Origin of the sequence: Ponticaulis profundi, assembly GCF_042659465.1 — a bacterium.
Classification (GTDB): domain Bacteria; phylum Pseudomonadota; class Alphaproteobacteria; order Caulobacterales; family Hyphomonadaceae; genus Ponticaulis; species Ponticaulis profundi.
Genome location: NZ_JBHSSW010000001.1, coordinates 149,212 through 174,791 on the forward strand (window position 1 = coordinate 149,212; position 25,580 = coordinate 174,791).

General features: G+C 58.4%; 31 protein-coding genes. 16 read left to right on the forward strand and 15 right to left on the reverse strand.

Translation table 11 applies throughout. From position 1 onward, the window contains the following. Nucleotides 1–3 precede the first annotated feature (3 nt). The 5 genes from ACFQDM_RS00750 to ACFQDM_RS00770 are packed head-to-tail and all read left to right on the forward strand — an operon-like array spanning nt 4 to nt 6,000. Nucleotides 4–432 (forward strand): phage tail tape measure C-terminal domain-containing protein, encoded by a 429-nt coding sequence (locus ACFQDM_RS00750; protein WP_377374163.1) that lies wholly within the window; start codon nt 4–6, stop codon nt 430–432. After that, entirely contained in the window at nt 429–1,055 is a 627-nt protein-coding gene (locus tag ACFQDM_RS00755; protein ID WP_377374166.1) for a phage distal tail protein, Rcc01695 family, read from the forward strand. The genes ACFQDM_RS00750 and ACFQDM_RS00755 overlap by 4 nt, the downstream gene beginning before the upstream one ends. Further along, the gene (locus tag ACFQDM_RS00760) at nt 1,052–1,699 is read left to right on the forward strand and encodes a DUF2163 domain-containing protein (RefSeq protein WP_377374168.1); all 648 of its coding nucleotides are present in this window, start codon (nt 1,052–1,054) and stop codon (nt 1,697–1,699) included. The genes ACFQDM_RS00755 and ACFQDM_RS00760 overlap by 4 nt, the downstream gene beginning before the upstream one ends. Continuing rightward, nucleotides 1,696–2,136 carry an NlpC/P60 family protein gene (locus ACFQDM_RS00765; protein WP_377374171.1) on the forward strand — a complete coding sequence of 147 codons (441 nt, stop codon included), beginning with the start codon at nt 1,696–1,698 and terminating at the stop codon, nt 2,134–2,136. The genes ACFQDM_RS00760 and ACFQDM_RS00765 overlap by 4 nt, the downstream gene beginning before the upstream one ends. Further along, a complete protein-coding gene (locus ACFQDM_RS00770) occupies nt 2,137–6,000 on the forward strand; it encodes a baseplate multidomain protein megatron (protein WP_377374174.1) in 3,864 nt (1,287 codons plus the stop codon). Here the strand turns inward: ACFQDM_RS00770 and ACFQDM_RS00775 are convergent. After that, nucleotides 5,997–6,917 (reverse strand): thioesterase family protein, encoded by a 921-nt coding sequence (locus ACFQDM_RS00775; RefSeq protein ID WP_377374176.1) that lies wholly within the window; start codon nt 6,915–6,917, stop codon nt 5,997–5,999. The two genes, ACFQDM_RS00770 and ACFQDM_RS00775, sit on opposite strands and share 4 nt — an antisense overlap. Between ACFQDM_RS00775 and ACFQDM_RS00780 the strand changes: the two genes are divergently transcribed. Continuing rightward, nucleotides 6,916–8,160, forward strand: coding sequence for a Glu/Leu/Phe/Val family dehydrogenase (locus tag ACFQDM_RS00780; protein ID WP_377374178.1), 1,245 nt, complete (start codon nt 6,916–6,918; stop codon nt 8,158–8,160). The genes ACFQDM_RS00775 and ACFQDM_RS00780 overlap by 2 nt on opposite strands. An 8-nt stretch (nt 8,161–8,168) precedes the next feature. Here ACFQDM_RS00780 and ACFQDM_RS00785 read toward each other — a convergent pair whose 3' ends face one another. Next, the gene (locus tag ACFQDM_RS00785; protein WP_377374180.1) at nt 8,169–8,714 is read right to left on the reverse strand and encodes a low molecular weight protein tyrosine phosphatase family protein; all 546 of its coding nucleotides are present in this window, start codon (nt 8,712–8,714) and stop codon (nt 8,169–8,171) included. Nucleotides 8,715–8,899: 185 nt separating this feature from the next. Between ACFQDM_RS00785 and ACFQDM_RS00790 the strand changes: the two genes are divergently transcribed. Continuing rightward, nucleotides 8,900–9,838, forward strand: a complete 939-nt coding sequence (locus ACFQDM_RS00790; RefSeq protein ID WP_377374183.1) for a DnaJ C-terminal domain-containing protein — start codon at nt 8,900–8,902, stop codon at nt 9,836–9,838. A 72-nt stretch (nt 9,839–9,910) separates the two neighbouring features. Here the strand turns inward: ACFQDM_RS00790 and ACFQDM_RS00795 are convergent, their stop codons facing one another. Next, on the reverse strand, nt 9,911–11,152 hold the full coding sequence (locus ACFQDM_RS00795; RefSeq protein ID WP_377374185.1) for an APC family permease: 1,242 nt from the start codon (nt 11,150–11,152) through the stop codon (nt 9,911–9,913). 139 nt (nt 11,153–11,291) lie between these two features. On the opposite strand from ACFQDM_RS00795, the gene ACFQDM_RS00800 reads away from it, so the two are divergent. From ACFQDM_RS00800 to ACFQDM_RS00825, 6 genes are all read left to right on the forward strand, one after another. Then, nucleotides 11,292–11,594: a PepSY domain-containing protein gene (locus ACFQDM_RS00800; RefSeq protein WP_377374188.1), complete on the forward strand. Its 303-nt coding sequence runs from the start codon at nt 11,292–11,294 to the stop codon at nt 11,592–11,594. Nucleotides 11,595–11,612: 18 nt separating this feature from the next. After that, nucleotides 11,613–12,302 (forward strand): response regulator transcription factor, encoded by a 690-nt coding sequence (locus ACFQDM_RS00805; protein ID WP_377374190.1) that lies wholly within the window; start codon nt 11,613–11,615, stop codon nt 12,300–12,302. Next, nucleotides 12,302–13,678, forward strand: a complete 1,377-nt coding sequence (locus ACFQDM_RS00810; RefSeq protein ID WP_377374192.1) for an ATP-binding protein — start codon at nt 12,302–12,304, stop codon at nt 13,676–13,678. The genes ACFQDM_RS00805 and ACFQDM_RS00810 overlap by 1 nt, the downstream gene beginning before the upstream one ends. Before the next feature lie 34 nt (nt 13,679–13,712). Continuing rightward, the gene (gene ccmE / locus ACFQDM_RS00815; protein WP_377374195.1) at nt 13,713–14,156 is read left to right on the forward strand and encodes a cytochrome c maturation protein CcmE; all 444 of its coding nucleotides are present in this window, start codon (nt 13,713–13,715) and stop codon (nt 14,154–14,156) included. A gap of 218 nt (nt 14,157–14,374) precedes the next feature. After that, nucleotides 14,375–16,168, forward strand: coding sequence for an ATP-binding protein (locus ACFQDM_RS00820; protein WP_377374198.1), 1,794 nt, complete (start codon nt 14,375–14,377; stop codon nt 16,166–16,168). 65 nt (nt 16,169–16,233) lie between these two features. Beyond that, nucleotides 16,234–16,374 (forward strand): hypothetical protein, encoded by a 141-nt coding sequence (locus ACFQDM_RS00825; RefSeq protein WP_377374200.1) that lies wholly within the window; start codon nt 16,234–16,236, stop codon nt 16,372–16,374. Here the strand turns inward: ACFQDM_RS00825 and ACFQDM_RS00830 are convergent, their stop codons facing one another. From ACFQDM_RS00830 to ACFQDM_RS00845, 4 genes are all read right to left on the reverse strand, one after another. After that, nucleotides 16,375–16,587 carry a hypothetical protein gene (locus ACFQDM_RS00830; RefSeq protein WP_377374203.1) on the reverse strand — a complete coding sequence of 71 codons (213 nt, stop codon included), beginning with the start codon at nt 16,585–16,587 and terminating at the stop codon, nt 16,375–16,377. It abuts the gene before it with no gap. Nucleotides 16,588–16,685: 98 nt separating this feature from the next. Further along, the gene (locus ACFQDM_RS00835; protein ID WP_377374206.1) at nt 16,686–17,318 is read right to left on the reverse strand and encodes a glutathione S-transferase family protein; all 633 of its coding nucleotides are present in this window, start codon (nt 17,316–17,318) and stop codon (nt 16,686–16,688) included. A 105-nt stretch (nt 17,319–17,423) separates the two neighbouring features. Then, nucleotides 17,424–17,561 carry a hypothetical protein gene (locus ACFQDM_RS00840; RefSeq protein WP_377374208.1) on the reverse strand — a complete coding sequence of 46 codons (138 nt, stop codon included), beginning with the start codon at nt 17,559–17,561 and terminating at the stop codon, nt 17,424–17,426. 52 nt (nt 17,562–17,613) lie between these two features. Next, a complete protein-coding gene (locus ACFQDM_RS00845) occupies nt 17,614–18,552 on the reverse strand; it encodes a lipid II:glycine glycyltransferase FemX (RefSeq protein WP_377374209.1) in 939 nt (312 codons plus the stop codon). 87 nt (nt 18,553–18,639) lie between these two features. Between ACFQDM_RS00845 and ACFQDM_RS00850 the strand changes: the two genes are divergently transcribed. After that, complete coding sequence (locus ACFQDM_RS00850; protein WP_377374211.1) at nt 18,640–18,825, forward strand: hypothetical protein; 186 nt, start codon at nt 18,640–18,642, stop codon at nt 18,823–18,825. Here the strand turns inward: ACFQDM_RS00850 and ACFQDM_RS00855 are convergent. Next, the gene (locus tag ACFQDM_RS00855; RefSeq protein WP_377374214.1) at nt 18,822–19,298 is read right to left on the reverse strand and encodes a MaoC family dehydratase; all 477 of its coding nucleotides are present in this window, start codon (nt 19,296–19,298) and stop codon (nt 18,822–18,824) included. The two genes, ACFQDM_RS00850 and ACFQDM_RS00855, sit on opposite strands and share 4 nt — an antisense overlap. A 105-nt stretch (nt 19,299–19,403) precedes the next feature. Between ACFQDM_RS00855 and ACFQDM_RS00860 the strand changes: the two genes are divergently transcribed. Next, nucleotides 19,404–19,886: a CinA family protein gene (locus ACFQDM_RS00860; protein WP_377374217.1), complete on the forward strand. Its 483-nt coding sequence runs from the start codon at nt 19,404–19,406 to the stop codon at nt 19,884–19,886. A 12-nt stretch (nt 19,887–19,898) separates the two neighbouring features. Here the strand turns inward: ACFQDM_RS00860 and ACFQDM_RS00865 are convergent, their stop codons facing one another. From ACFQDM_RS00865 to ACFQDM_RS00895, 7 genes are all read right to left on the reverse strand, one after another. Continuing rightward, the gene (locus tag ACFQDM_RS00865) at nt 19,899–20,549 is read right to left on the reverse strand and encodes a hypothetical protein (RefSeq protein WP_377374220.1); all 651 of its coding nucleotides are present in this window, start codon (nt 20,547–20,549) and stop codon (nt 19,899–19,901) included. A gap of 195 nt (nt 20,550–20,744) precedes the next feature. Then, nucleotides 20,745–20,903 carry a hypothetical protein gene (locus ACFQDM_RS00870; RefSeq protein ID WP_377374222.1) on the reverse strand — a complete coding sequence of 53 codons (159 nt, stop codon included), beginning with the start codon at nt 20,901–20,903 and terminating at the stop codon, nt 20,745–20,747. 82 nt (nt 20,904–20,985) lie between these two features. Continuing rightward, a complete protein-coding gene (locus tag ACFQDM_RS00875; RefSeq protein WP_377374225.1) occupies nt 20,986–21,360 on the reverse strand; it encodes a YciI family protein in 375 nt (124 codons plus the stop codon). 13 nt (nt 21,361–21,373) lie between these two features. After that, on the reverse strand, nt 21,374–21,754 hold the full coding sequence (locus ACFQDM_RS00880) for a YciI family protein (protein ID WP_377374228.1): 381 nt from the start codon (nt 21,752–21,754) through the stop codon (nt 21,374–21,376). Nucleotides 21,755–22,021: 267 nt separating this feature from the next. Next, nucleotides 22,022–22,873 carry a TauD/TfdA dioxygenase family protein gene (locus tag ACFQDM_RS00885; RefSeq protein ID WP_377374230.1) on the reverse strand — a complete coding sequence of 284 codons (852 nt, stop codon included), beginning with the start codon at nt 22,871–22,873 and terminating at the stop codon, nt 22,022–22,024. A 166-nt stretch (nt 22,874–23,039) separates the two neighbouring features. After that, nucleotides 23,040–23,255, reverse strand: coding sequence for a cold-shock protein (locus ACFQDM_RS00890; RefSeq protein ID WP_377374233.1), 216 nt, complete (start codon nt 23,253–23,255; stop codon nt 23,040–23,042). A 240-nt stretch (nt 23,256–23,495) separates the two neighbouring features. Next, on the reverse strand, nt 23,496–24,695 hold the full coding sequence (locus ACFQDM_RS00895; protein WP_377374236.1) for an MFS transporter: 1,200 nt from the start codon (nt 24,693–24,695) through the stop codon (nt 23,496–23,498). A gap of 143 nt (nt 24,696–24,838) precedes the next feature. Here ACFQDM_RS00895 and ACFQDM_RS00900 point away from each other — a divergent pair, with 143 nt between their 5' ends. Beyond that, nucleotides 24,839–25,327 (forward strand): hypothetical protein, encoded by a 489-nt coding sequence (locus ACFQDM_RS00900; protein WP_377374239.1) that lies wholly within the window; start codon nt 24,839–24,841, stop codon nt 25,325–25,327. The last annotated feature ends 253 nt before the right edge of the window (nt 25,328–25,580 follow it).

A 25,580-nucleotide genomic window follows, 5' to 3' on the forward strand; every position in this document is an offset into this window, starting at 1 on the left:
ATCATGGCTGACAGAGACCAGACATCCGCCGCCTTTGACCTTTCAGGGGCGTTTGACGACGTTTTCGACTTTGAACAGGAGCTCGACCTTCTGGCGTCCGTGACCGTGCCGCGCACCGCTGATGCCATGGCTGAGGCTTTTGAAGCCGCCAGTGAACGCATCGAGAGCGCGATTTCCCGCGCCACACGGACGGGTCAGATCGATTTTGAAAACCTGATCACCGCCATGCTGGCAGACCTTGCCCGGCTCGGCGCGAATGCTGTGCTGGATCAGGTCTTTTCGGGTCTGACCGGCGTTGCCGGCCAGGCCGCGCCCATCGCCGTTCACGTGAATGTGCCGCAGGGCAGTGATGGCGCGAGCCTTGTGTCCGCTCAGGGGCAGATTGCAGCGGCGCTGTCTCAGGCGGTGTTGTCCGGAGGACGCTTCTCTTGAGCGCGGTCGTTAACCTCCGTTTTGATCCGCCCATTGGATTTCAGACAAGCGGCGGGCCAGGCTGGAAGAGCGAGATTGTCTCGCTCGCCAGCGGAGCAGAAGTGCGAAATGCGCTCTGGTCCGGTCCGCTTCGGCGCTGGCATCTTGCGGGCGTCGTTCTGACGGCCGAGGCATTGCAAAGCCTGACGCATTTCTTCAACGCCCGGCGCGGTGCACATCAGGGCTTTCGGTTTCGTGATCCTTTTGGCTTTCAGACCGGAACGCCGGGCAGCGACATCACGCCCTTCGATCAGGCCATTGCGACAGGCGATGGCGTGACCCGCGCGTTTCAGCTGGTGATCGATGATGGAGCAGATGTCCCGCGCCCGATCACCCGGCCGGTGGCCAGCACCATGCGGGTCGCAATCGCGGGCACGGAAACAGATGGCTTTACGCTGGATGATGCAACCGGTCTCGTCACCTTTGAGACCGCGCCGGGTCATGGGGCAGCGATCACGGCAGGCTTTGCCTATGACACGCCCGTTCGCTTTGAACAGGACCGGCTTGAGCTTGCCCGCCCGGGACCCGGCGGTTTTCAGCTCGTTCAGCTGGGACTGGTGGAAATCCGCGAGGTGGCGATATGAACGCGATCCCTGCAGAGCGCCTGACCGGCGTCACCACGCTCTGCACCTGCTGGAAGCTGGTCACGGCGGATGGCGGGAAAACCGTTCGTGCAACCGATCATGACCGGTCGGTTGTCTATCGTTCCGAGACATATGAGCCGGGCCTCGCGCTTGAAAGCTCAACTCTGCGCCAGACGCTGACCCTGGCGCCTGAACCTCTGGACCTGTCTGGCGCTTTGCAGGCAGACGGGCTTCTGGCAGCCGATTTGCGCGCTGGCGTTTGGGATGGCGCACGGGTTTCGATCTTTCGGGTCGACTGGCTGGCACCGGCTTTTGGCCAGTGGCTGTGGTCTGGGTTTCTGAGCGAGATTGAAGAGCAGGGCGGCGCATTCTCCGTGCGGCTCGCATCGAACAAAGCCATGCTTGAGCGGACAATTGGCCGGATTTACGGGCGACGCTGTGATGCAGGTTTTGGCGACGGACGTTGCGGCGTGGATGTGGAAAACGCACCGCAATCGACATGCGACAAGCGCTTCTCGACCTGCCGCGATGTCTTCTCCAACAGCGCCAATTTCAGAGGCTTCCCGCACATGCCCGGCAATGACGCCGTGATTTCCGGTCCAGGCGATCACCGGGACGGTGGATCGCGAGGGATTGAGACATGATCTTGCAGGAACAGATCCTCAGGGAAGCGCGCAGCTGGATCGGAACGCCTTATCGCCACCAGGCGAGCGTAAAGGGCGCAGGGACGGATTGTCTGGGGCTGGTGCGCGGCATCTGGCGCGCGGTCTATCAGGCTGAACCTGAAGCGCCGCCACCCTATACGCCCGACTGGGCAGAAGCGCTCGGTCAGGACACGCTTTTGGAGGCCGCCCGGCGTCATATGACCGAGCAGGCAATTGGCGATGCGCGATCGGGCGATCTGATCCTGTTTCGAATGGGGCTCGGCACACCCGCCAAACACGCCGCCATTATGAGCGGGCAAGACACCATTATTCACGCCTATTGGGGGCGATCGGTCTGCGAAACCCGGCTGGTGCCCTGGTGGCGCAGGCGGATTGCCGCCGTTTTCGAATTTCCTGACATCTCGCACGAGGATTAAATGGCACAGCTTGTTTTCGCTGAAGTCGGCGCGCGCCTTGGGGCGCAGCTTCTGCCTGAGGGCCTTTCCGTTCTCGGGTTCGAAATGGCCGGGCGTTCGATCGGTTCGACGCTTGGCGGTCTGGCAGGCCGCGCCGTCGATCAGGCGCTTGCTGGCCCGGTCGCGCAGGGCTCGCGCCGCGATGGTCTGACCCTTCTGGAAAGCCGGGAAGGGGCTGACATGGCGCAGGTCTTTGGCCGGATGCGCATGGGTGGCCAAGTCATCTGGGCCACCCATCTGAAGGAGCGAAAGTCGACGCACCAGACCGGCGGGAAAGGCGGCCCGAGCGTCAGGGAATACAGCTATTCGGTCAGCTTTGCCGTTGGCCTGTGTGAAGGTGAAATCACCGGTATTGATCGCATCTGGGCCAATGGTGAGCTGATCTCGCTCGCGGGTCTCAATTACCGGCTCTATCACGGCAGTGAAACGCAATGGTCAGATCCGCTGATCGAAGCCGTGGAGGGCAGCGCGCCTGCTTATCGCGGGCTCGCCTATATCGTGTTCGAGGATTTTCCACTCGATGCCTATGGCGCGCGCTTGCCGCAATTGTCCTTTGAGGTGGTTCGCCCCGTGCAATCCTCCGAAGGGCCAGCACTTCGCGATCTCATCAAAAGCGTCAATCTCATCCCGGCAAGCGGCGAATGGGTCTACAGCCCTGAACTCGTCCGGCGGATTGAATATCCGGGCTGGGAGGAAACGCTGAACCGGCATTCCGGCTCCGGTAAGGTCGATGTCGTGCAGGCGCTTGATCAGCTACAGGCAGAATTGCCCCATGTATCGTCGGTAAATCTGACGCTTGCCTGGTTTGGCACGGATCTTCGATGTGGGCATTGCGAGGTCCGGCCGGGTGTGGAGACCCGTGATCAGATCAATCTGCCGCGTGACTGGAAAGCAGGCGGGCAGACGCGCGAGAGCGCTCATCTGATCAGCCGGGACGAAGCCGGGCGCCCTTATTATGGCGGGACACCGGACGATGCATCGGTCATCGCGCTGATGCGTGAACTGGCAGCGCGCGGCCTTGCAGTGACGGTGTCGCCTTTCCTTCTGATGGACATTCCGCCGGGCAATGGTCTGCCCGATCCTTATGGAGAGGCCGAGCAGGCGGTTTTTCCATGGCGCGGGCGGATCACCTGTTTTCCAGCGCTCAGCGGTGACAAGACATCGGCGGCGCGGGCCCAGGTCGAAAGCTTTTTCGGCAGGGCCAGTGCAAGCGATTTTACCCTGAACGGTGACGCTGTGACCTATACGGGACCAGATGCGTGGAGTTATCGTCGCTTCGTTCTGCATCTTGCCATGCTGGCAAAGGCGTCCGGCGTGGCGGCGCGTTTTCTGCTCGGCTCTGAACTTGTGCGCCTGACACGGGTGCGCGATGACACGGGCGCGTTTCCGGCCGTTGAAGAACTCAAAGCGCTGGCGGGTGAGGTGCGCGCTGTGCTCGGGTCGGCTGCGGAGATCAGCTATGCGGCCGACTGGACAGAATACGGCGCTTACCATCCAGATGATGGAACAGGCGATGTGCGCTTTCCGCTGGATGCGCTCTGGTCCGATCAGAATATCGATTTTGTTGGCATTGACTGGTATGCGCCGCTTTCCGACTGGCGGGATGGGGACCATCTGGATGGCGCGCTCTGGTCGTCCATTTATGATCAGAATTATCTGGCCGCCAATGTTGCGGGCGGGGAAGGGTATGACTGGTATTATGCCAGTGATGCCGACCGGCTGGCGCAAACACGAACGCCGATCACAGACAGCGCCCATGGCGAAGACTGGATGTTTCGCGTCAAGGATCTTCGCGGCTGGTGGCAAAATGCCCACCATGAACGTCCGGGCGGAACGCGTCAGCCTGTTTCGACGGAGTGGACGCCGCAATCCAAGCCGGTTCGTCTGATCGAAATCGGCTGCGGAGCTGTCGATAAAGGCACCAACGCGCCGAATGTTTTTCATGATCCGAAAAGTGCGGAAAGCGGCTTTCCACCCTTTTCCGACGGCACACGGGATGACGACATACAGGCAGCAGCGCTGCGCGCGCTCTGCCAGCACTGGTCGGTTACGTCGCTCGAAAATCCGGTATCGGCGGTCTATGGCGGGGCGATGGTTCCGGATGACGGCTTATCCGTCTGGGCATTTGACGCGCGTCCCTATCCGGCATTTCCCGTGCGCTCCGATGTCTGGTCGGATGGAGAGAACTGGACGCTGGGTCACTGGTTGAATGGGCGAACGGCGCGATCCGGTCTGTCGGATGTGTTGGCTGAATTGCTCGCAGCCGCTGACGTGCCTGCCGATTTGTCTGCCGCAATCGCCAGCCTGCCGGGGTATGCCATTTACGGTATTCAGACGGTGCGAGAGGCAATCGAGCCACTCGTCTATGCCTTTGATCTGCGGTGCCGGCAGAGTGAAACCGGGCTGGTATTCGCAAATGGCGGAGATCAGGCCGCCATTTCCATTCCTGAACAGGACCTCGTTCTGGCAGACAGCAGGAGCTCAGCGCAGCGCTTTACGCGAAACGTGACAGAGCATGCCGTCCGGGGGCTCCGTCTCAGCGTGCTCGACCCGTCTGCGGACTATCAGCCAGCGAGCGTGCATATCGGCGTGCAGGAAGGCGATCGCGATACGCATATCCAGCTGCCTTTCGCGCTGGACGCCGATAGTGCTGCGCGCCTTGCCGGTCATTTGATGGTTCGACTTCAGACCGGGGCGCATACGCGCGAGATTGACCTTTCGCCGCAATATCAGGCCGTTGAAGTGGGCGATCTTCTGCTTCTGGACGGTGAGGCAGCGCCGCTTCGAATTGCGGCGCTTGAGCGAGGTCATCACCTTCGCGCCGCGCTGGAGCCAGTTCGCGACGTGTTTGGCGGAAGTTCAGAGGTTTCAACCGGCAATCCGCCTCCCGCACACGCCCCAAGGCCGGACGGTGTTCTGATCAACTTGCCGAGCCTGCCGGGCGGAGAAGATGATGTCCGTCCCGTGATCGCGGCGTTCGCAAGGCCATGGCCGGGCGCATTGAGCGTTGCGGCGGGCGCTGACGCAACCATGCGGACCACGCGCGCGGAGATCGTTAAGTCGGCCAAAATGGGGTCTTTGCTAGACGATTTTCCGGCGGGTCCCGGTGACCGGTTCCGGCCGGGCGCGCGCCTGCTGGTGCGTTTCCCGCAGGGCGATCTGTCCTCGGTGACGGGAGCCTCCATGCTCGCGGGAGCGAACCATTTCGCAATCGAAACAAGTGGCGGCTGGATGGTTGGTGCGTTCAAGACGGCTGAGCTGTGCACATCTGATACATGGGAACTCTCCGGCTTGCTGACCGGGCTTTATGGCACAGAAGATCTGAGTGCGCTGGGCGCTGAAACAGGCGCACGCATCGTCATGCTTGATGCATCACCCGTGCGTGCTGAGCTTGCAGACCATGAAGTCGGACAGGTGCTGAACTGGCATGTCGCAGGGCAGACAGCAGAGGCTGAACCTCTGGTGTTTGAGGCGACTGCTTCAGGCCGTGCGCGGTCTCCGCTACGCCCCGGTCATCTGCGCGCGACTGAGGGTGTGTCCGGCGATCTCACACTGAGCTGGACCCGGCGCGCGCGTCATTCGGCGGACCGCTGGGACACGCCGGATGTCCCGCTGCTGGAAGATGAGCTGCGTTTCCGGGTGGAGATCCTTTCCGGCGAGACCCTTGTGAGATCAGAAGAAGTCTCTGAAAGTATGTGGGTTTATAGCGTTGCCATGCAGGCGGCAGACGGCTTTTCTCCCGCCGTTCATCGCGCGCGCGTCTGTCAGCTATCACCTGTATTTGGTGACGGCATTCCCGCTCTTTCGACCTTTTCTGCGGCTTAAGCGAGCGTAATGCCGGTCTGGCCGCCCGTCGCGAGCAAGGTGCCATCCTCGGCAAACATGCGAATGTCTCCGTGGAAATATCCATTGCGGGCTTCAAAGAGCTGGACCTCGCCAAGCACCCATTCGCTCTCCACCAGCTTGTGCAGGCGCAGCGTGTTGTCGAGGCTCCGGCTCATGGAGGAGGCCGGGTGTCCGGCGGGCATGAAATCGGCGACAATGGCGAGCCATTGCGGCGACATCGTCAGCCCATCCTTGCTACGAAACCAGATATATTCCTTGCCTTCGGCGTGGTCGGCGCGCGCTGTGCGCATTTCCAGTCGCGACAGCAGATTATTGCGTGGCTTGTCACCCATGAGCGGCTTTGGCTCGCTTTGTTCCGGACCCGGAACGACTGGCATTTTGAGATAGGATTGCGGGTTTTCTGTCTCGCGCGTGCCAAGCGCTCCATAGATATAGTGGATCGGTCGGTCACCTTCCGCAATCACGGCGCGGGCCTGAATGGCGCGTCGGCCAGAGGCGAGAACTTCTGTCGTCACGGTGCAGCTTGCGCCCACAGGTGAATTGGAAACGAACTGAACGCTCGCCCAGATCATCGGTCGGCCTGTGACCTGCTCCATGGCATACATGCCAGCGCCAAGGCTGACCCCGCCCATCAGATACTGGTAGTCCGCCGGCCCGACACAGGCCTCTTCCGTCAGTTCAAGGTCAAACACATTCGGATTGTCGGCGCGGCGTTTGCTTTCCCAGTACATGGAGCTCCCCTCAATTTTTGCCGGACGGTATTCACTGTAGTCCACTCCCGCAATCGGTAACGTCGCGGCAGGAAGCGCAAAAGCTGACAGGGATGTGAACCGAACTATCTGGAACAGGATGAGCCACGCCGGGTTCAATTCTGTCAGAAAGGAAAGGTATTTCATGGGACAAATGCTGAGCGATGCGCTGACGCGTCTGGAAACCGTATGTGAAGAGCAGGGCAATTTCAAAGAGGCGCATTTGCGTCTGAAATATCCGGCCGAAACACTTTCGGCGACCATTCCGGTCCGGCGTGATGATGGCTCGCTTCTGCTCGTGAAAGCCTGGCGCTGCCGCTATAACCGGCTGCGTGGCCCGACAAAGGGCGGTATTCGGTTCCACAAATCCGTCACCATGGATGAAGTCATGACCCTTGGCTTCTGGATGACCATCAAGACAGCGATTGCAGATGTGCCGTTTGGCGGCGCAAAGGGCGGCGCGCAGATTGATGCGAGCGAGCTGAGCCGACGCGAACTGGAAGCCCTCTCGCGTGGATATATCCGTGCATTCTCAGGCATGATCGGTCCGGAACGCGATATTCCAGCGCCGGATGTCGCGACAGGCGGCCAGCCCATCGCCTGGATGGCGGATGAGTATTTTCACCTGATCGATGGTCAGCGCCCGGATGTCATCACCGGCAAGCCGCTGGCCTTTTTCGGATCGAAAGGGCGCAATGCGGCAACCGGCAAAGGCGCAGCCATCTGCCTCGATACACTGGAAGACAGGCTTCCCTTCAGCCTGAAAGGCGCGAGCTTTACCGTACAGGGTTTCGGCAATGCAGGCGCCGAGATCGCAAAGGATTTGTGCGACCGCGGCATGGTGCTGGTCGCGGCATCGGATTCCAGGGCGACCGTCAGCAATCCTGAAGGTCTCGATGCGGATGCGCTCGCCGAACACAAATCGAAGACCGGTTCGGTGAAGGATTTCGACGGCGCAGAGACAACCGATCGCAATGCCATCGTGACGCTTGAAACCGATCTCTTCGTGCCTGCCGCTCTGGGCGGGGTCATCACGCGTGACAATGTCAGCGAAGTGAAAGCCCGAGCCATTCTTGAAGTCGCCAATGGTCCGGTCGAGCCGGAAGCCGATGACGCACTGGAGGATATGGGCGTTGTGGTCATTCCGGACGTTCTCGCCAATGCTGGCGGGGTGATCGTCTCCTGGTATGAATGGCTGCAGAATCGCGCAGGCGACTACTGGCCGGAAGAAGAGGTCACCTCACGCCTTGAGAAACAGATGCGTATCGCTGCGAAAGCCGTTTCCGACCTTGCGAAGGAAGATACGCATCTGCGCAAGGCAGCCTATGAGCTGGCCATTCGGCGCATTGCCGACTCGGTCGAGGTGCTCGGCAGTCAGGCTGACTATTGAAGCCTTGCTCAGGCACGGTCCAGCAAAGGCAGGACACTCAGCTTGAGCTCCTCGATCAGTTTCACATCCATGAAAGCGAAGTCATCCGGAATATCCAGAACATGCAGCGGCTTGTAAGCGACCTCCTGACGGAAGTCCGCTTTCAGCCGATTGGCGTGCTTGTCTTCCATGACAAAGATCATGTCGGCCCAGCGAATGTCGTTCAGGCTGACCTGATGCCGGGCTGATCGCGCCGTTCCGGCAGATCGGGTGAACACGCCCTCCAGATCGGCAAACAGCTTTTCGGCGGTCGGACTGCGCCACTTATTGTGCGAGCAGATGAACAACAGGTTCAGCGTCGTTGTGTCCGTCATGAGGGCTTTCCATTCTGCATATGGCCAGATCAGCCCGATCTGACGGGCGCGCGCAAGCTTGTTGCGTCGGTAATACACCTCATACCAACGCTTCGGACAGGGATCGCCATAGCGAAAGCCACGGGTTCTCGGACCATGATGATCATCATGGCGCTGCTTCTGCGCCCGTCTCCAGGCGCGGTCTCTTTTTGTGAAGGGCATGGCCCATTCCTTTCGTGCTGTCGGGTTCAGCAGCCGCGGCAACACGAATGGGATCGGTCAATACTTGCAAATAAAGGCGTGAACAAGGCTGATTCAACACGTTCGTGTATTTGAAATAGCGATAGACCTCACCTACTTGTGATGTAAGAGAAATACCCTGAGTAAAAACTAAGGATATCATACTAGTGAGTTGGGACCCCTACGCGGCGCTTGGCCTCTCGAAAGGCGCAGATGCTGCCGCTATCAAAAAGGCCTATCGCAAGCTGGCCAAGGAAAACCATCCCGACGTACGCCCGAACGATCCTGAAGCAGAGGAGACCTTCAAGCGTGCGACGGCTGCGTTCAATCTGCTGTCTGATCCGGACAAGAAAGCGCGATATGATCGCGGCGAAATCGACGAAGAAGGTCAGGAACGGGCACAGTTCCACGGAAATCCTTTTGGAGGTGGTGGCGGCAACCCGTTCGGCGGCGGTGGTGGCGGCTTTCGCAGCGGCCATCATGGCTTTGGTCAGGGACGCGGCGAGCCGGGCGTTGACGGGTTTGAAGACCTGTTTTCCGGCCTGTTCGGAGGCGGCGCCGCTGGTGGTCAGCGACGTCGGCAGTCCGCGCGCGGTCAGGATGCGAAATATGTTGTCGATGTCGACTTTATGGATGCGGTCACCGGCGCAAAGCGCCGCCTTGCCATGACCGATGGCAAAGTGCTGGATGTGAACATTCCGGCAGGTGTCGAAACCGGACAGAAACTGCGCCTGCGCAGTCAGGGCCATCCAGGCGTTGGCGGTGCACCTCCCGGCGATGCGCTTCTGGAAGTGCGGATCAAGAAGCACCCGAAATTCACACGCGATGGCAATGACCTGCGGACAAAACTGCCGATCTCCATCGTCGAAGCGGTCGAAGGTGCCAAAGTGCAGGTCGAAACGCCGATGGGGCGCAAGTCTCTATCCGTGCCATCCGGCGCGAATTCCGGCGGCGTTCTGCGCATGCGCGGACTTGGTGTTCAGGTGAAGGACAAGCCCGGTGATCTCTATATTGAGCTGCAGATCATGCTGCCCGAGAAGCCATCATCAGACTTCAAGAAGTTCCTGAAAGACTGGGACCAGCGAGACGAAACGCCGAAGCGATAATGATACTGAAAAGGGCGCCCGATGGTGCCCTTTCTTGCTTTGTGCCACGGTTTCAAATCACGCGCGCCGACCTTAACCGACGACCCAGATCCAGACCTGACCAAGAATGGCCGTCAGACAGAACAGGACACCAAGGGCCGGGATGATGCGCCAGATATTCGGCACAGAGTCTGGCTGACTTTCCTGTTTCATCCGCCACAATGCAGCATTCACGGCCGTGAAAATGATCAGAATGGTCAGGCTGGTCACGCTCGCAAGTTCCTTCAGCGGAATGAACAGCGCCAGAACGAGCACGACCGCGAGTGTCAGCGAGGTCGCGACAACAGGCGTGTTGGTTTTGCGATTGACCTTGCCCAGAATGCTCGGCGCCATGCGATTGTCCCGACCGAGATCCATTAGCAGTCGCGCCGCGGCGATGATCTGGGTCAGGGCGCCATTCACAATCACGAACAGGCTGGCAAGCGCGACCGGTAGGCCCGGCCAGCCTTCACGAACGACGGCCTGGACCAGGGGGGCTTCAGCGTCTGTGATGGCGGCGGTGTCTTCGCGCCCGATCAGGGCTGCCGAGACCGCAAGGTAGAAAAAGAAGACGATGAAGATGGCAATGATAATCGCGCGAGGCAGGTTCTTCTTGACGTCTTTTACCTCTTCCGCGGTTTGCGCCATATCTCCGAAGCCGATGAAGGAATAGATGGCGAGAAATGCTCCGGCGAAAAGACCGCTCATTGCCGTGCGATCGAACGCATTGAGGTCAGCCATCAAGCGTTCTGGCGCTGCGGCGAGGGATTCACGCGTCACAAACAGAACGAAGAGCAGTGTGAGAATGCCGACGACCGTGGTGATCGTCATGAAGACGGCGCTGGCCCTCATGCCAGCGATAGAGATGATACCAAGCAGCACAATCAGCCCCAGCGTCGCGACCCAGTCGGGCATGGCGAAAATCGTCGATAGGTAACTGACGAAGCCAGTTGTGATGGTCGCTCCACTAACGATATTGGCAAGGATGAGCGCCCATCCTGTGATCGTGCCAAGGTGTCTGCTGTGAAAGGCTTGCTGCAGATAGTCGATTGGACCGGCGGCTGTCGGTACGCGCGCACCGATTTCTGAAAAGGACAGCGCCGTCGTGACAGCGACCAGTCCTGCGAGCAAATAAGCGAGGGGCGACAAGGCACCTGCCTCACCAACGACCTCACCAATGACCACGAAGATGCCGGCACCCAGAATGGTCCCTGAACCATAGAAGATGAGCCCGGTTAGTCCCATCGAGCGTTCGAGTTTGGCAGATGATTCTGCCTTTGCCTGCGGTTTGCTCATACGGGGCTTAATTCCAGGAGATGTGAAAAGTTCCAGTGCGGGGCTGGACCTGGAAAGCGGCAAGACGCAAAGGTGGCCAATGCAACCCAAACGGTTTGTTCAGACACCGTTCAGGGATTCAAGCGTAGAGCCTGTGACTATGAAATCTGTCGTAATTGCACTTCTTCTTGGCGGCCTGACCGTCCCTGTTGCTCAGGCTCAGTGGAGCCAGAACAACTGGTCGCCGTCTCAGGCGCGTGATGCCGTCAAGAAAGGCGATATCAAAAGCCTGTCCGACATCTATTCCGGCCTTCGCAAGCGTTATGGTGGCAAGGCGCTGGACGCGCAATTGCGAAACGGTGATACCTATCAGATTCGTTGGGAAACCGGCGGCGGTCGCGTTCTGGACCTTGAGGTCGATGCGCGCACGGGCCGGGTGATGAGCGAACGCGGGGCTGGATAGTCGAGAGAGGGGAGTCCTATGAGAATTCTAGTCGTTGAAGATGACCCGGATCTGCGCCGACAGCTGACGGATGCGCTGACCCAATCAGGATATGCAGTCGATCAGGCTGCCGATGGTGAAGAGGGGCATTTCCTGGGTGATACCGAGCCTTATGATGCGGTGATCCTGGATCTTGGTCTGCCGATTCTCGATGGCGTTTCCGTTCTCGAGCGCTGGCGCGAAGATGGCAAACTGTTTCCGGTCCTCATCCTGACAGCCCGTGATCGCTGGTCAGAAAAAGTGGCGGGCTTTGATGCCGGCGCAGATGATTATCTGACCAAGCCATTCTACACCGAAGAACTGCTGGCACGTCTGCGGGCTCTGCTGCGCCGGGCATCCGGTCATGCAAGTGCGCATCTGGAACTGGGGGACCTTCGGGTCGATACGCGCGCAGCCCGCGCGACGATCAAAGGTCAGCCGATCAAGCTGACGGCGCATGAATACCGCGTCCTGAGCTATATGATGCACCATCAGGGCCGCGTCGTGCCGCGTACCGAACTGGTTGAACACATTTACGATCAGGACTTTGACCGCGACTCCAACACGATTGAGGTCTTTATCGGTCGTCTGCGCAAGAAGATCGGGTCTGACTATATCCAGACGGAGCGCGGCCTCGGTTATCGCCTGATCGACCCGACATCAGAAGACGCCAGCGCCGATAACGCCTGATGGGGCGTAACTGGTCGCTTGCCCGGCGCCTGTTCGTTGGCGCCGCTGTCTGGAGCCTGATCATGCTGATCGTGACGGGCTCCATTCTGACCGTTCTCAATCAGTCTCAGACGGTCCGGCTGTTACAGGCCGAGCTTGATGCCACCCTGACGACGCTGACGCGTGCGGCAGATGTGTCGGAAAGCGGCGAGGTCACGCTCTTTCGCAATTTCGCGCCGACGGATGAGCGTTTCACACGGCCACTTTCTGGCCGGTACTGGCTGGTTGCGCGTCTCAATGAGAACGGACAGGTGGCCAGCTATCAGAACTCCAACTCTGTCTGGGACTGGAGCGTGCCCTGGTCAAACCTGCAGCTGACGGAAGCGAGCGAAAATCCCGGCCAGATTTATTATGGCGATACGTTGGGCCCGGACCGCGAACGCCTGCATTACGCGGCAAAATCCGTGCTGCTGGGGCAGGATATTCCCGTTCTGCTGATTGCGGCGGCTGATCGCAGCCCAACCGACCGGATCACACAGCAATTCCTGATCACGCTGACGCTCGCCATGATTGTTCTGGCCGTCGGCCTGATCATCGCAATGCTCATTCAGGTGCGTATTGGCCTGAAGCCGCTTGGACGGATTGAGAAGCATCTTTCGGAAATCCGCGCAGGGTCTCGCGAGAAGCTGAGCGAAGATTATCCGCAGGAGATCGCGCCGCTTGCTGTCGAGCTCAACAAGCTGATCGAACACAATCGCAAGGTTGTGGAGCGGGCGCGGACCCATGTCGGCAATCTGGCGCATGCGCTGAAAACACCGATTGCTGTGCTGATGAATGAAGCGCGGGGCGATGATCCGCTCGCTGTTCTGGTCCGCCGTCAGACCGAAAACATGTCCTCCAACGTCAATCATTATCTCAAGCGCGCACAAGCCGCTGCCCGCGCGCAAACGCTTGGGGCGCGAACGCCGATTGCTGGCCCAATCGACGATCTGACGCGGTTGTTGCAGCGCTTGTTCACGGAAAAGGGGCTGAGCGTCGCGCCGGGCCGGGTGGACGAACTGAGTTTCAGAGGCGAACGTCAGGATTTGGAAGAGATGCTGGGGAATCTCCTGGAGAACGCCTGCAAATGGGCCAAAACCAAAGTGCGCGTTTCCGCCATGAGGGATGACGAAGACGGCCTGCTGCTCATTCATGTGGATGATGACGGTCCGGGACTGACGGAAGACGAACGCAAACAGGCTGTCGAACGCGGTGTGCGTCTCGATGAAACCGCGCCCGGCACCGGACTGGGGCTTTCCATTGTCAAAGACCTGGCTGAAATGTATTCAGGGCGCTTCGAGCTCAGTGAAAGTCCCTGGGGGGGACTTCGTGCCACATTGAAGCTCCCGGCGGCCTGATCCAGATAGAGCCGACGATTTATGGAGTAGACGTATGCGTGCCCGCACCCGCCGACTTTGGCTTGTCATTGTATCCGGAGCGATTCTGATCAGCGCGGTCAGTCTGACCCTGTTTGCGCTGCGCAATCAGGTGGCACTTTTCTATACGCCTGCTGATCTGGTGGCCCAAGGCGGTGGCCAGATTGGTGAACGCGCCCGCATCGGTGGACTGGTCAAGGAAGGCACGCTTGAACAGCTCGACAGTGGTGACATCCGCTTCGTTGTCGAAGACGGCTCGGGTGAGATTATCGTCAGCTATAACGGCTTCGTGCCGGATCTTTTCCGGGAAGGGCAGGGCGTGGTTGCAAACGGTCAGTTTACCGAAGCCTGGTCTTTCCGCGCCGATGAACTGCTCGCCAAGCATGATGAATCCTACATGCCGAAAGAACTTGAAGACAAATTGAAAGAGCAGGGTGTCTTCAAGGGCGCTGTTCAATAAAGGCTTGACCCTACGCAAGGAAAAGTGCCAATTCGGCACAGTTTACGCGTGTGTACTCCTGAGTGGGTATTTGAATGAGTACTGCGCGGTGGGGCTTTGCGGTGCGCGCTTTCAGATTGCGTGAATTTTTAAAATTTACTTGAACGCGTAAAGTAAACCCGTACAAGTGTCGAACGACGCCTTGGGAGGGTGTGCATATTGGTTTGGGGTAAGTAGTCATGTCGGGGCGGGGCTGGCACCGATTTGACTTTCTGAAAATCGGTCTTGATGACGACAGAGATGCGCGCGTTATGGTCGCTGTCCTGCAGGCAGACCTTTGGCGACGCTTTGCCCCGGCCGTCATCGCAGCCATCCTGCTCGCGCTTCTGGGACGCATTCCCGAAGCGATTATCTGGATGACCCTGATCAGCGTGAACGAAATCATTGAGGTCAATCTCAATCGCGCACTCCTGAAAAACCCGGCCTTTCGTCCCCGTATTCTGTATGCCCATCTGCTCAACTGGGTCTGCGGCGGTTCGATGTGGTCTGGCCTTGCCATCTATCTCTGGACGTCCTGGAATACGGCTGAAAACCTCTTTGCCATCGCGATCATTATTGGCGGGACACTCCATGTCGCGTTCAATTATTCCGATTGGTGGAAGGGGGCTTTTTGCTCCATGCTGCCGCTGGCGACAGGCCTTTTGGTCCTGCCGACCATGGTGGTCTTCGGCGAGGCAGACGTTACCTACAAGATTGTGGTCGCAACCTGTTTTGCGACCCTTTTTTATTATGCGGTCACGACGACCAACAAGTTCATCCGCAAGCAGGCTGAGCTGCGCCGGGCGATCATTGAAGCGGCGTCTGCCAACAAGTCGAAAAGTGCGTTTCTGGCCAATATGAGCCATGAAATCCGCACCCCCATGAACGGTGTTCTGGGCATGGCTGCACTGCTCGATGAGACCGTGCTGTCACCACGCCAGAAAGAAATGGTCGATATCATTCAGGCCTCCGGCGATACGCTGATCCGGGTCATTGATGACGTGCTTGATCTCTCCAAGATCGAAGCGGGCCAGATCAATCTGGAAATCAAGGCGTTCAATCTGGAAGACCTGATCAATACGATCAGCGCGACCGCAGAAGTGCGCGCGCTGGAGAAGCAGTTACTGTTCGTCAGGGACGTCGATGCGGCGCAGGCGCTGTGTCTCATGGGTGACGAGATCCGCATTCGCCAGATTGTCAGCAATCTTGTGTCGAACGCCATCAAGTTCACGGAAACGGGTACGATCACGCTGCGCGTTTCCACGCAGCTTGATGAAGACGCGCAGACCGTTCACACGGCCTTTGATGTCATCGATACGGGCCCCGGCATCAGCGAGTATGAGCAAACCAGGATTTTTCTGCCCTTCATGCAGGGCGATGTCGAACTCAGCCGCATTCATGGCGGCACGGGGCTCGGGCTCTCCATCGCCAATCAGTTCGCGCAGCAAATGGGCGGCAAGCTTTCGGTTCAGAGCGAGCTCGGCAAGGGATCAACCTTCCGCTTTTCATGCGTGCTTCCGGTCGCGACCGAAGAATGCGCGGACGGTCGAACCTGTCGGCCAGTGACCGAACATAAAACTCAGCCCGTGATGGCGCCGGACCTTGAAGAGAGCTTCACCATTCTGGTTGCCGAGGATCATCCGCAGAACCGTCGCATGCTGGAGCTTATGCTGGAGCCTCTGAACCCGGAGCTGATCTTTGCCGTGAATGGCGAAGAAGCGGTCCGCATGTATCAGACGAACAAGGTTCAGCTCATCATCATGGACATTCAGATGCCCATTATGGACGGCGTGAGCGCCCTAAAAGCCATTCGTGAGATCGAGGCGGAGACTGATAAACGCCGGGTCCCGGTCATTGCTCTGACGGCACATGCGATGAAGCACCAGGTCGAACAATACCTGGCCGATGGTTTCGACGATCATATCGCCAAGCCGGTTCGGGCCGTCGATCTGATCACCAAGCTTGATCAGGTTCGTGACTATCACACCCCCTGATCATTTCTGAAAAATCGGAACTTTTCCTCCGGCGCCTGCGTTGATTTGGCGAAGGAGAAAAAAGCATGAGTCACCCAAATCTGGATACTGAACAAGCACGCCAAGGCGAACGCAAATCAGGTATGCCAACAGTCCTGGCGGTCTCAACCATTGCGGCCGCGCTCGTTGTTGGTCTGCTCTTTGTCTTCTTTGGTGCCGGGATCTGATCATCCACCCAAAAGGTTGGTGAGGATGTGACCCACATTCACCCAGGAAAAGAAACACCAGAGAATATTACCGTCATCCAGAGCCAGATTCATCCCGAGTGACAGAAACAGACCGGTCATATAGGCGATGGACCCAAGCTCAGCGATCTGCCGCGCCGTATTGCGCGCGATCTGCCTGAGCAGGCTCTGGCTTTCCGCGTCGAACTCTCTCATGCCAGCGTTCCCTCCTGTTTTCGTAGGCCTGATTCGCCTTAGGAGTGAAAAACGCTAGCAGGGTTTCATGTCAGTTCGACGTCGCTTCTTTCAGACATTTATGAAGCAAAGTCCGGTTCCGCGGCTTTCATAGCGCGCTGATAACTCTCGCGCTTTTTCACACGTTCGACATAAGCGGTGATCGCCGGGAAGCTGGATAAATCCATCGGCACGAAATGCTGCATGGTCGTGAAACAGAATGCGATCATGATGTCAGCCGGCGTGAAGGCCGGACCGGCCAGCCAGTCGTTGTCGGCGAGCTGCTTTTCCAGCATATCCATGCCGCGCGTAAATCGGCCGCTCAGGCCCTCTCGCGCCGCTTCCGGCAGAGCATCGCCCAGAGCCGCAGCCGTCATCCGCACCATCGCGGCAGGCGTGAAGCTGCCATTGGTGTAGTGATACCAGAACAGATAATTGGCGAAGTTCGGATCGTCCGGCGCCAAATGCCCCTTACCTGGCGCGTATTTTCCCAGGAGATAATCAAAGATCGCGGCGGTTTCGGCGAGTGTGACATCGCCATCGGTGATCACAGGTGCCGTGCCGATGGGATGCAGCGCTTTATAGTCATCCGGCGCAAGGCGATTGTGCTCATTGCGTTCATAACGCTTCACCTCATAGGGAATGGCGTATTCCTCGCACAGCCAGATGATCCGCTCCGACTGCGAAATGCCCAGATGGTGAATGGTAATCATGGCGTGCTCCCTGGCGTTAAATGCTCGCAAGCAGTGTCGCGTCTGCGTGTGAAACAGCAATCCATGACGCGGGGAGAGGGTTGTTCACGGCTTCGTGAATGGCCGCTAGCCGAAATCGCCGGGTTTGAAATCATCCCGGTCCGGATAGTCGCGCGCGCGTTGCTTCTTCAGCCGGTTTTTGCGCATGGCCTGATAGCCGAAAAACAGAACAATAAGGATGGGCAAAAGGAACAAGGCAAACACGGAACTATCTCGATCAGGGCAGTATGGCTTTTAGTTAGGCGTTGTTGGTGCCTTATACAAATGTTCCGCTGCGTTGATGCAGGGCGCCGCCCGTGCCGATCTTGAAGCGGGCAATGCCTGCGCCGGACTGCGTGTTCACGCCGCCAAGATCCAGCACGCGAATGCCTTTTTCCTTCAGGGCCAGCATGGCGTTCCAGAGCACCAGATTGTGTGCGCCGGTCTTGCGTCCGTCATCGGAACTCCACCCGATATGATAGGTCGCCATGGCGCCATGCGTGAGAAACAGCATGGCACCGGCGGCTTCCTTGCCGAGATCAGCGCGATAGACATAAACGCCGCCGCGCTTGTCTGCGCCCCTGGCGCGCGATTTCTCGCTCTGCCAGTGATGCGTCAGGCCGACCGGCAGGCCGCGATAGCCTTTCGATTTGCGTTGCTTGATCTCTTCATCCAGCAGCCATTGATACTGTCCGGGCTTGGTCCCCGCGCTCGTAAAGCGCAAATCGGATTTTTCAGCGGCGACGAGCCGGTTGCGCCATTTGCCATCCAGCGCTTTGCGCAATGCGTCTTCATCCTGGGTAAGGTCCAGCCGGATGGTCGCATCGCCCGTCATCACACGCCGAAACCCTTTCGGCGCAAAGGTCTCATCCAGTGTGAACGCAACAAGGCGCGGCCAGCGAAGCTTGATTGCCTTGCGCAGCGCGACCAGAGCTGCCGTCTTCTCCGCTTCGTCGAGATCTTTCAGCCAGACCGGACCGTAACTGCACAATCCGAAGGTCGCGATCAGTGCGAATGGCCTCAGCAGCATCTGTGCGAGGCCGACCAGCACATCATCCTGATCATAAATCGCTATGCGCTTCAGCCTGGCACCATTTTCGGCCATCACAACGCCATAGGCCCAGTCCTGCTGGTAGGGCGCAGGCGTGCCAGCGAGCGCGCCATCCCATTGCGGGCGGCTCAGATCATCAAAACGGATATGCCAGGTCTCGCTCATGAAACGAAGCATTAGCCAGTTTCGGTTAATGCTTTCTCGACGGTCAGTTAACCATAAGATCAGTCAAACATGTCTGAGGAGGCGATCATGAGCAAAGGAAAAGTGCAGACCATCTCTGGTCATCGCTTGCCAGAACCGCGCGTGACGCTGACGGCCATCTGGCTGGCGTTTGTCTGGATTGGATTGCCAATTCTACTGCTGGGCGGCCTGCTCGATCTGGCCACCCAGCTGATATTCGGTGTGTGCACCGGTCTTTGGTGCGTGCGGGGCTAGGCGGTTTCGTCTTCGAAAACGTCGGGATTGCGCACCTTGATCAGGCCATTGCTGACCATGCTCATGACCAGTTCATCATTCTGGTTGAAGACTTCCTGCTTGGATTTCATCAGCCCCATTTCCGGGCGGCTGTTCATGCGGCGCTTGGTGATCAGGGTCATGACCACGCGAAGCGTATCGCCCGGATAAACCGGCTTGATCCATTTCAGTTCATCAACGCCGGGTGAGCCAAGGCTTGCCGTCGGTTCCCCGTCTTTCCAGGTCTCGACCATCATTCGCATGGTCATGGCTGCCGTATGCCAGCCAGACGCTGACAGACGCCCGAAAAACGTCTTCGCGGCAGCCTCATCGTCCAGGTGAAATGGCTGAGGGTCGTATTTCCCCGCAAATTCGATCACCTCTTCACGGGTAACGTCATAGCTGCGCGAAGAGTGAGACACTTCACCCACGACCAGGTCTTCATAATATCGCATTCAATATGCCCTCCGTGCGAGATTTGTAGATACATCATGAGGGGGCGTCAAACGAAGCGTCACGCTTTTTCTTGCGCTTCGGAGCGGGCTTGTCATGATGGACCCATGCAGACACTTCTTCCTCTTGCCGAAGCCGTGGGCGAACGGCTGAAAGCCCGCGGTGAAAATCTCGCGGTTTCTGAATCCTCCGCTGGCGGGCTGATATCCGCATCCCTGCTGGCGCAAGCCGGGGCATCGACCTTTTATCGGGGCGGCGGCGTCATTTATACGCCGCAGGCCTATAAAGGACTGCTCGGCCTCACCCGTGAAGATATTGAAGGCATGCGCTCGGCGACCGAGCCTTATGCGCGCATGATTGCAGGCACGATCCGGGCGAAGACCCGCGGCGTCTGGGGATTGTGCGAGACCGGCGCTGCCGGGCCATCAGGCAATGGTTATGGTGACGCGGCAGGTCATGTCTGCGTTGCGATGGTCGGCGATGGCGTCAACATTTCCCGCACGCTGGAAACCGGGCTGACAGACCGGGTTGAAAACATGCGCCTGTTTGCAAAATTCGCACTCGAATTCGCCCTGGAAACACTGTCCTGATCGATGCGTGTTTTACTCTTCGATCTGGGAGAGGCAGCGATTGAAAATCGCCATACGTCCTTCAGCTTCTATTTGCATGAGCTCGAGCAGCTTCTCTGTCGGCGCGTCCTGCGCGCCGGCATAACGGTCCAGAATGCGTTGTGCGTCCGCCATCTTTTTCTCATCTTTGGCCATTTCTGCGCGCGTGGCGAGGGCCTCGGCGCCGGACTGCAAGGATAGATTATACTGGTGCAAATTCAGGGCAAAATCAGCTGACTTCTGTTCGGCGCCTGCAACGGCAATGCAGGTGCTTGGCGCTTCAACAACGGGCGGGGCCATGGAGCAGCGCTGCATGATCGCATTCATATAGCCCGTCATGGCGGCCTGGTCGCCCTTGAAGGATATGATGGCCGCGGTCAGATCGGCCTTGCCAGTGTCGACATCTGCCGCAATCGTCTCGTCGCTCGCTTCGCTCAATGTCTGGCTATATGCGCGCCATAGCGCTGCCGTCTCATCAGCCTTGATTTTTCCGGGATTATCAGCGGGCCAGGCATTCGTGACCGTCTGGATCGCGCTGACGCATTGAATGCCATCTTTATACGCATCCGGAAAAGCCGGCGCGGGCAATCCAAGCATCAGGATTATACCGGTCAGAGCGCATGTTTTGGCTAGAAAATTATGCATGGGATCGCCTCATTGTCAGAAGCGAATTATGCACGCCCAGTCATTGGCACCAATCGCCTGAACAGGGGAGGATTTGCCATCTGCCTCCTGTCGTAAGGACGGCAGGAGGCCTGCGCTCAAAGCGCGTCAAATGCTGGGATCACTGACGTGCTTTCTGGTCTTCCCTGTCGGAGCGCAGGTCCCTGTTGCCGACAGTTAGCCGTCAACAACCTCGTCCAACGGGTCAAAATCGCCGTCGTCTTCATTGAGTTCTTCGCCGATGACGTAAGCGCCACCAATTGCAGCAGCGACACAGCCGCTCAGCGACATGCCACCCATCAACATTGCCATAAGCAAAAAGATCGACTTTTTCATGCGTCCATCCTCTCCATCCACCTGAAAGATGACTTCAGAACGCCGGTTTTGGAGAACGGTTCCCATAAGATGACAGCTTTGTTCAATCGGAACTTGGTTTTCTGAGCATTTCGCCGTGCATTTCATCCCACATCCGGCGCACCTCGATTACAGTGTCATCATAGATGAAAGCGGGATGGGTTCTGGCAATGTCTTCGGCCTCCTGAGCAGATTTGCAGGAGATCAGTTCAAAGGCTGCGAAGACGATTGGATGATCATGTAGCGGGCCTTCATGCCGGACGATCTCGTTTTTCTCATTTCGCGTTATCGTGTTGGCGAGCCCTGCCGGTTCCATAGCGCCGCCTGTGATATAGCGGCCATCCTGTTTCAGCGCGTCGACCCAGTCTTCAATGTCTCTGACAAGAGACGGCGTAACCCAGGCAGCTTCGCTGTGGTGAATGATCAGCATAAATCTCATGGATGGCGGAATGTCAGCTATGATCCGGGTGCTCTTGGCCGAGGACGTCCAGGTCGAGACTGTCCCAGATCTCCCGGACTTCCATGCTGGCCTGATCGAACTTCAGCGCAGGATGTCGTTTGGCCAGTTCGACAGCTTCTTCCATCGACTCGCATTCCAGAATTTCAAAGGCATAGAAAATGATGGATTTTTCTTCGACAGGGGCCTCGACAACCTCCAGATCGCCCGCCTCGTTTCGAACGATGCTGCTGGTCATGCCGGGCGGCTTCAGAGGATTTCCGAACACATAATGCCCAGCGCTTCGCATGTCCTTTTTCCACTGCACGACGTCCCGGATGATCTCTTTCTCAATCCAGGTGCTCTCGGGCATATGAAGTTTGATAAAGAAACGCATAGGACTATCCGCTTTGTGAGCTCAGGGTCGCTTCTGTCATCGAATTGTAAAAAAACTTATTCAGCAAATCGTTTATGCGTTTATTATTTCAGAATGGGGCGAATTATCGCAGGCTAGGAGACCCGTCAGCCTCCGCAGCATTTCAGCAGAATACGGCAATACCATCCCATATCTCCTCTAGGAGATAGAGAAGATAGATCAGATGACCGGCCCGGAAAGTCAGAACCGGTTATTCTTGTGCGCATATTACACTGCGTTTCTGTGCGCTCAGTTCAGGGTACAGCCCTCAATCGTGATCCGATGCATGACGCGGCGATGGCCATGATAGTCATTCAGCGCCCAGTGCCATGTTGCCCGGTTATCCCAGAACGCGATGGAGCCCGGCTCCCAGCGGAACTGGTGCACATTGCTGGCCGAAATGGCATGGGCGTAGAGCTTGTCCAGCAGCGCCTTGGCCTCGGCATCGGCCATGCCTTCAATACCAATGGTGAAGGCCGGATTGACATAGAGTGCGGTCTTGCCGCTCAGCGGATGGGTGAGGGCGATCGGATGATGCACATCTGAGAGCAGATCTGCGGCCTGCGAGTTGCCCAGCGCGCGCGTGTTGTCGCTCTCGATCTGATTATAAATGCTGTCTTCGCTCGTGCCGAAAATATGCCGGGCCGAGTGAATGGCGCGCTTGCCCTGAATGGCCGCTTTCAGATCGTCCGGCAGGGTCTCATAAGCGCGATACATATCGGCAAAGCGTGTATCGCCGCCTTTTGGCGGCAGCTCGCGCGCGACCAGGACCGAGCCCAGCGCAGGCTCTGCATCATAGGAGTGGTCCGTATGCCATCCGCCGCCAATATTCTCCTTGTCCTCGACATCCTTGGAGACCACCGCAATCTGCGGATAGTCCGGATGGCCGGTGAAGAAGCGATTGATATTGATTTCACCAAAGGACTCGGCAAAGGCGATATGCGCAATTTCGCTCATCTGCTGGTCGCGAAAGAACAGCACACCATAGTCGGCAAAGGCCTGGCGAATGGTGCGGTCATCCTCTGCGCTCAATGCTGTCAGGTCGACACCGTGAATTTCTGCGCCCGCACCTTCGCAAGGCGTGATCGTCATCTGGGACATGTTTCCTCCTCTGACCGCTTTTGCGGCTCTTCATCTGAGACGAAGTATGCCGCCGCGACAGGGGCAGGGAAAGCATGTCTGACACAAAACGTGTCACTGAAATCCGGGCACAAAAAAACGACGGGAGAAGCTCCCGCCGTTTCCTGTCTTGCCAGAGGCAGAACGCTTACGCGTCAGCCGGGCGCAGATTGCCGGCAGAAGATTTGCCAGAGCGCTTGTCTTTTACGATGTCGTATCCAACGCGGTCGCCTTCATCAATCGTGCCGAGCGGAGATTGCTCAACTGCACTGATGTGAACGAAAACGTCATTGCCGCCGTCTTCTGGTTGAATGAAGCCGTAACCCTTAGTTGGGTTGAACCATTTTACGGTGCCGTTAGCCATGTAGGGGTAGTCCTGAAAGTTTGTGCGAGCAAAAGCGTCATCCGCTATCCGGGCTCGCGAGGTCTGTAGAATTCGAGATTAAGAAGAAGCCTTCAGCTGGAGCACGCGAATGAAACGTGGGTCGCCAAAATCGTCAGCCGAACATCGATTTCTCTATTGTACGCTTTTGTGACCCCAATAGCAAACGGAGTTTGCATTTTAGCTGAAATGGCGCCCGCACAGCGTCCCACCGGCTGCCGATCATCGGCTGGAGGCTGAGCGAGCGCGTTGTGCGAGTGCCGCAGCGCTGCCCGACAAGACCAGCAACAGCACTCCGGAACCAAAGGCAAAAACGTGTCCGCCAAAGTCATACAGAATGCCGCCGAGGGTCGCTCCAAGCGTGATGGAGAGCTGGATGATGGCCACCATCAGACCGCCGCCGGCTTCGGCGTCATCGGGCAGAGTGCTTGCCAGCCAGGTCCAGTATCCGACCGGCGCGGAGGTGGCGAAAAAGCCCCAGCCCATCATCAGCGCGCCTGTGCCAAACAGGCTATGGCCGAAAAAGATCAGTCCGACACCGATACAGCCGAGCAGGATCGGCCAGATGATCAGCACCGGGTAGAGCCCCCGTTCCAGCGGTTTGCCGATGACAGCCGTGCCAGCAAAACCGGCAACCCCGAGCAGGAGCAGCATGGCCGTCAGATCAGACACCGCAACGCCAGTGACGTTCTCCAGAAACGGGCGCAAATAGGTGAACAACGCGAACTGCCCCATAAAGAAGAGCGCCGTCGCCAGCATGCCCAGGCTGACAGCCGGTGATTTCAGCAAGCTGAACAGCCTGCCTTTCCCGTCGCGCCGGATCGGAGCCATACGCGGCAGGCTGGCCCAGAGCCAGAGACATGCAATCGCTGCGACCGGTATCAGGCACAGAAAGGCGGCGCGCCAGCCGAACAGGCCGCCGAGCAGGCTTCCCATTGGCGCTGCGATCACCGTGGCCAGCGCATTGCCGCCATTGAAGATCGCCAGGGCGCGGGGCACCAATGCTTCCGGCACCAGCCGCATGGCGATGGCCGCAGACATGGACCAGAAGCCGCCAATCGCCACGCCGATCAGCGCGCGGCCTGTCAGAAACATCGCATAATTCGGTGCCAGCGCCGCCAGTGTGCCAGACGCGAGCATCAGCGCGACGAGTGCCAGCAGAACCGGCTTGCGATCCAGATTGCGCGTCAGCGCGGTCAGGCTCAGGCTGGTGATCACGGCAAAGGCGCCTGAAACGGCGAGCGCCTGTCCGGCCTGGCCTTCGGTGATCGCCAGATCCGCCGCGATGGGCGTCAGAATGCTGACCGGCATGAATTCGGAGGCAACCAGGGCAAATGCCCCGAGCGAAAGGGCAATGACTGCGCCCCAATTGGCGGCTGTGTCCGTCGGTGTGCTGACGGGTGATGCGTAGTCGGACGTCATGAAATCTCTGTGGTCGGAAGCGTCACGCAGAGGATGTTGCGCGATGGCGTTGCGGCTTCATGTGCGAAGCGTCGCGATGACATAGGCTGCGTCTCATCGGGAGAACAGAGGCGCGATCCCCATTGCAGTCATGAGAGCTATTCATGGCCAATATTGCCGCAGCGCGCCCGCACAGCGAGACAGGCCCGCCCGATCGCTCTATACTCCAGGTTGTTCACGGGAAGGCCCTCGCAATGAAAGCGCAGCATATTCAGTTCCTCCTCGCAGCCATTTTCATCGGCCTGGGCGGCTGGTGCCTGATCAGCCCGCATTCGGTCGAGCGGCTCACGCTGAGGCCGGAATATCAGCATCTGTCAGAGACATCCGCGCTGCTGCTGGGCTGTTTCGGCGCGCAGGCCGTTCTTGGCGGACTGGTGATTGCGTTATCGACTTTCTCGCCGCGCACCTTCCTGATTTTCGGACTGGTCGGCTCGCTGCCCTTCTTTGTGTTCAACTGGTATTTCGTGTTCTCCGCCCGCATGTTCACAGACTGGATGCTGATCGATTTCGCCGGCAATGTCGGCATTCTGACGTGCGGTCTAGTCGGATATGTCCTGCGCAAGCGAGAGCTGCGGGCCGGGCAGGGCGTTTAACGCCGCCCTGCCGGGCAACAGAAAAAAAACCAGCACGTTTATCGCCACAGAGCAGGGCTCTGTCGCGCGTGGGTTTGATATGAGGTTTCAGGTGTTTTCGGGAGTGGTCAGGCGGCGCGGCAGCGCACGTCAATCGAGCCTGGCGGCGGCCATGGAGGGGAGGCACGGCCCGGCGGGCCCCGGCTTACCGGTCTGGTGGCTGGTGCGTTGACGCTCACCCGGCGTGTCTGGATGACAGCCTCGCGTCTCCCCC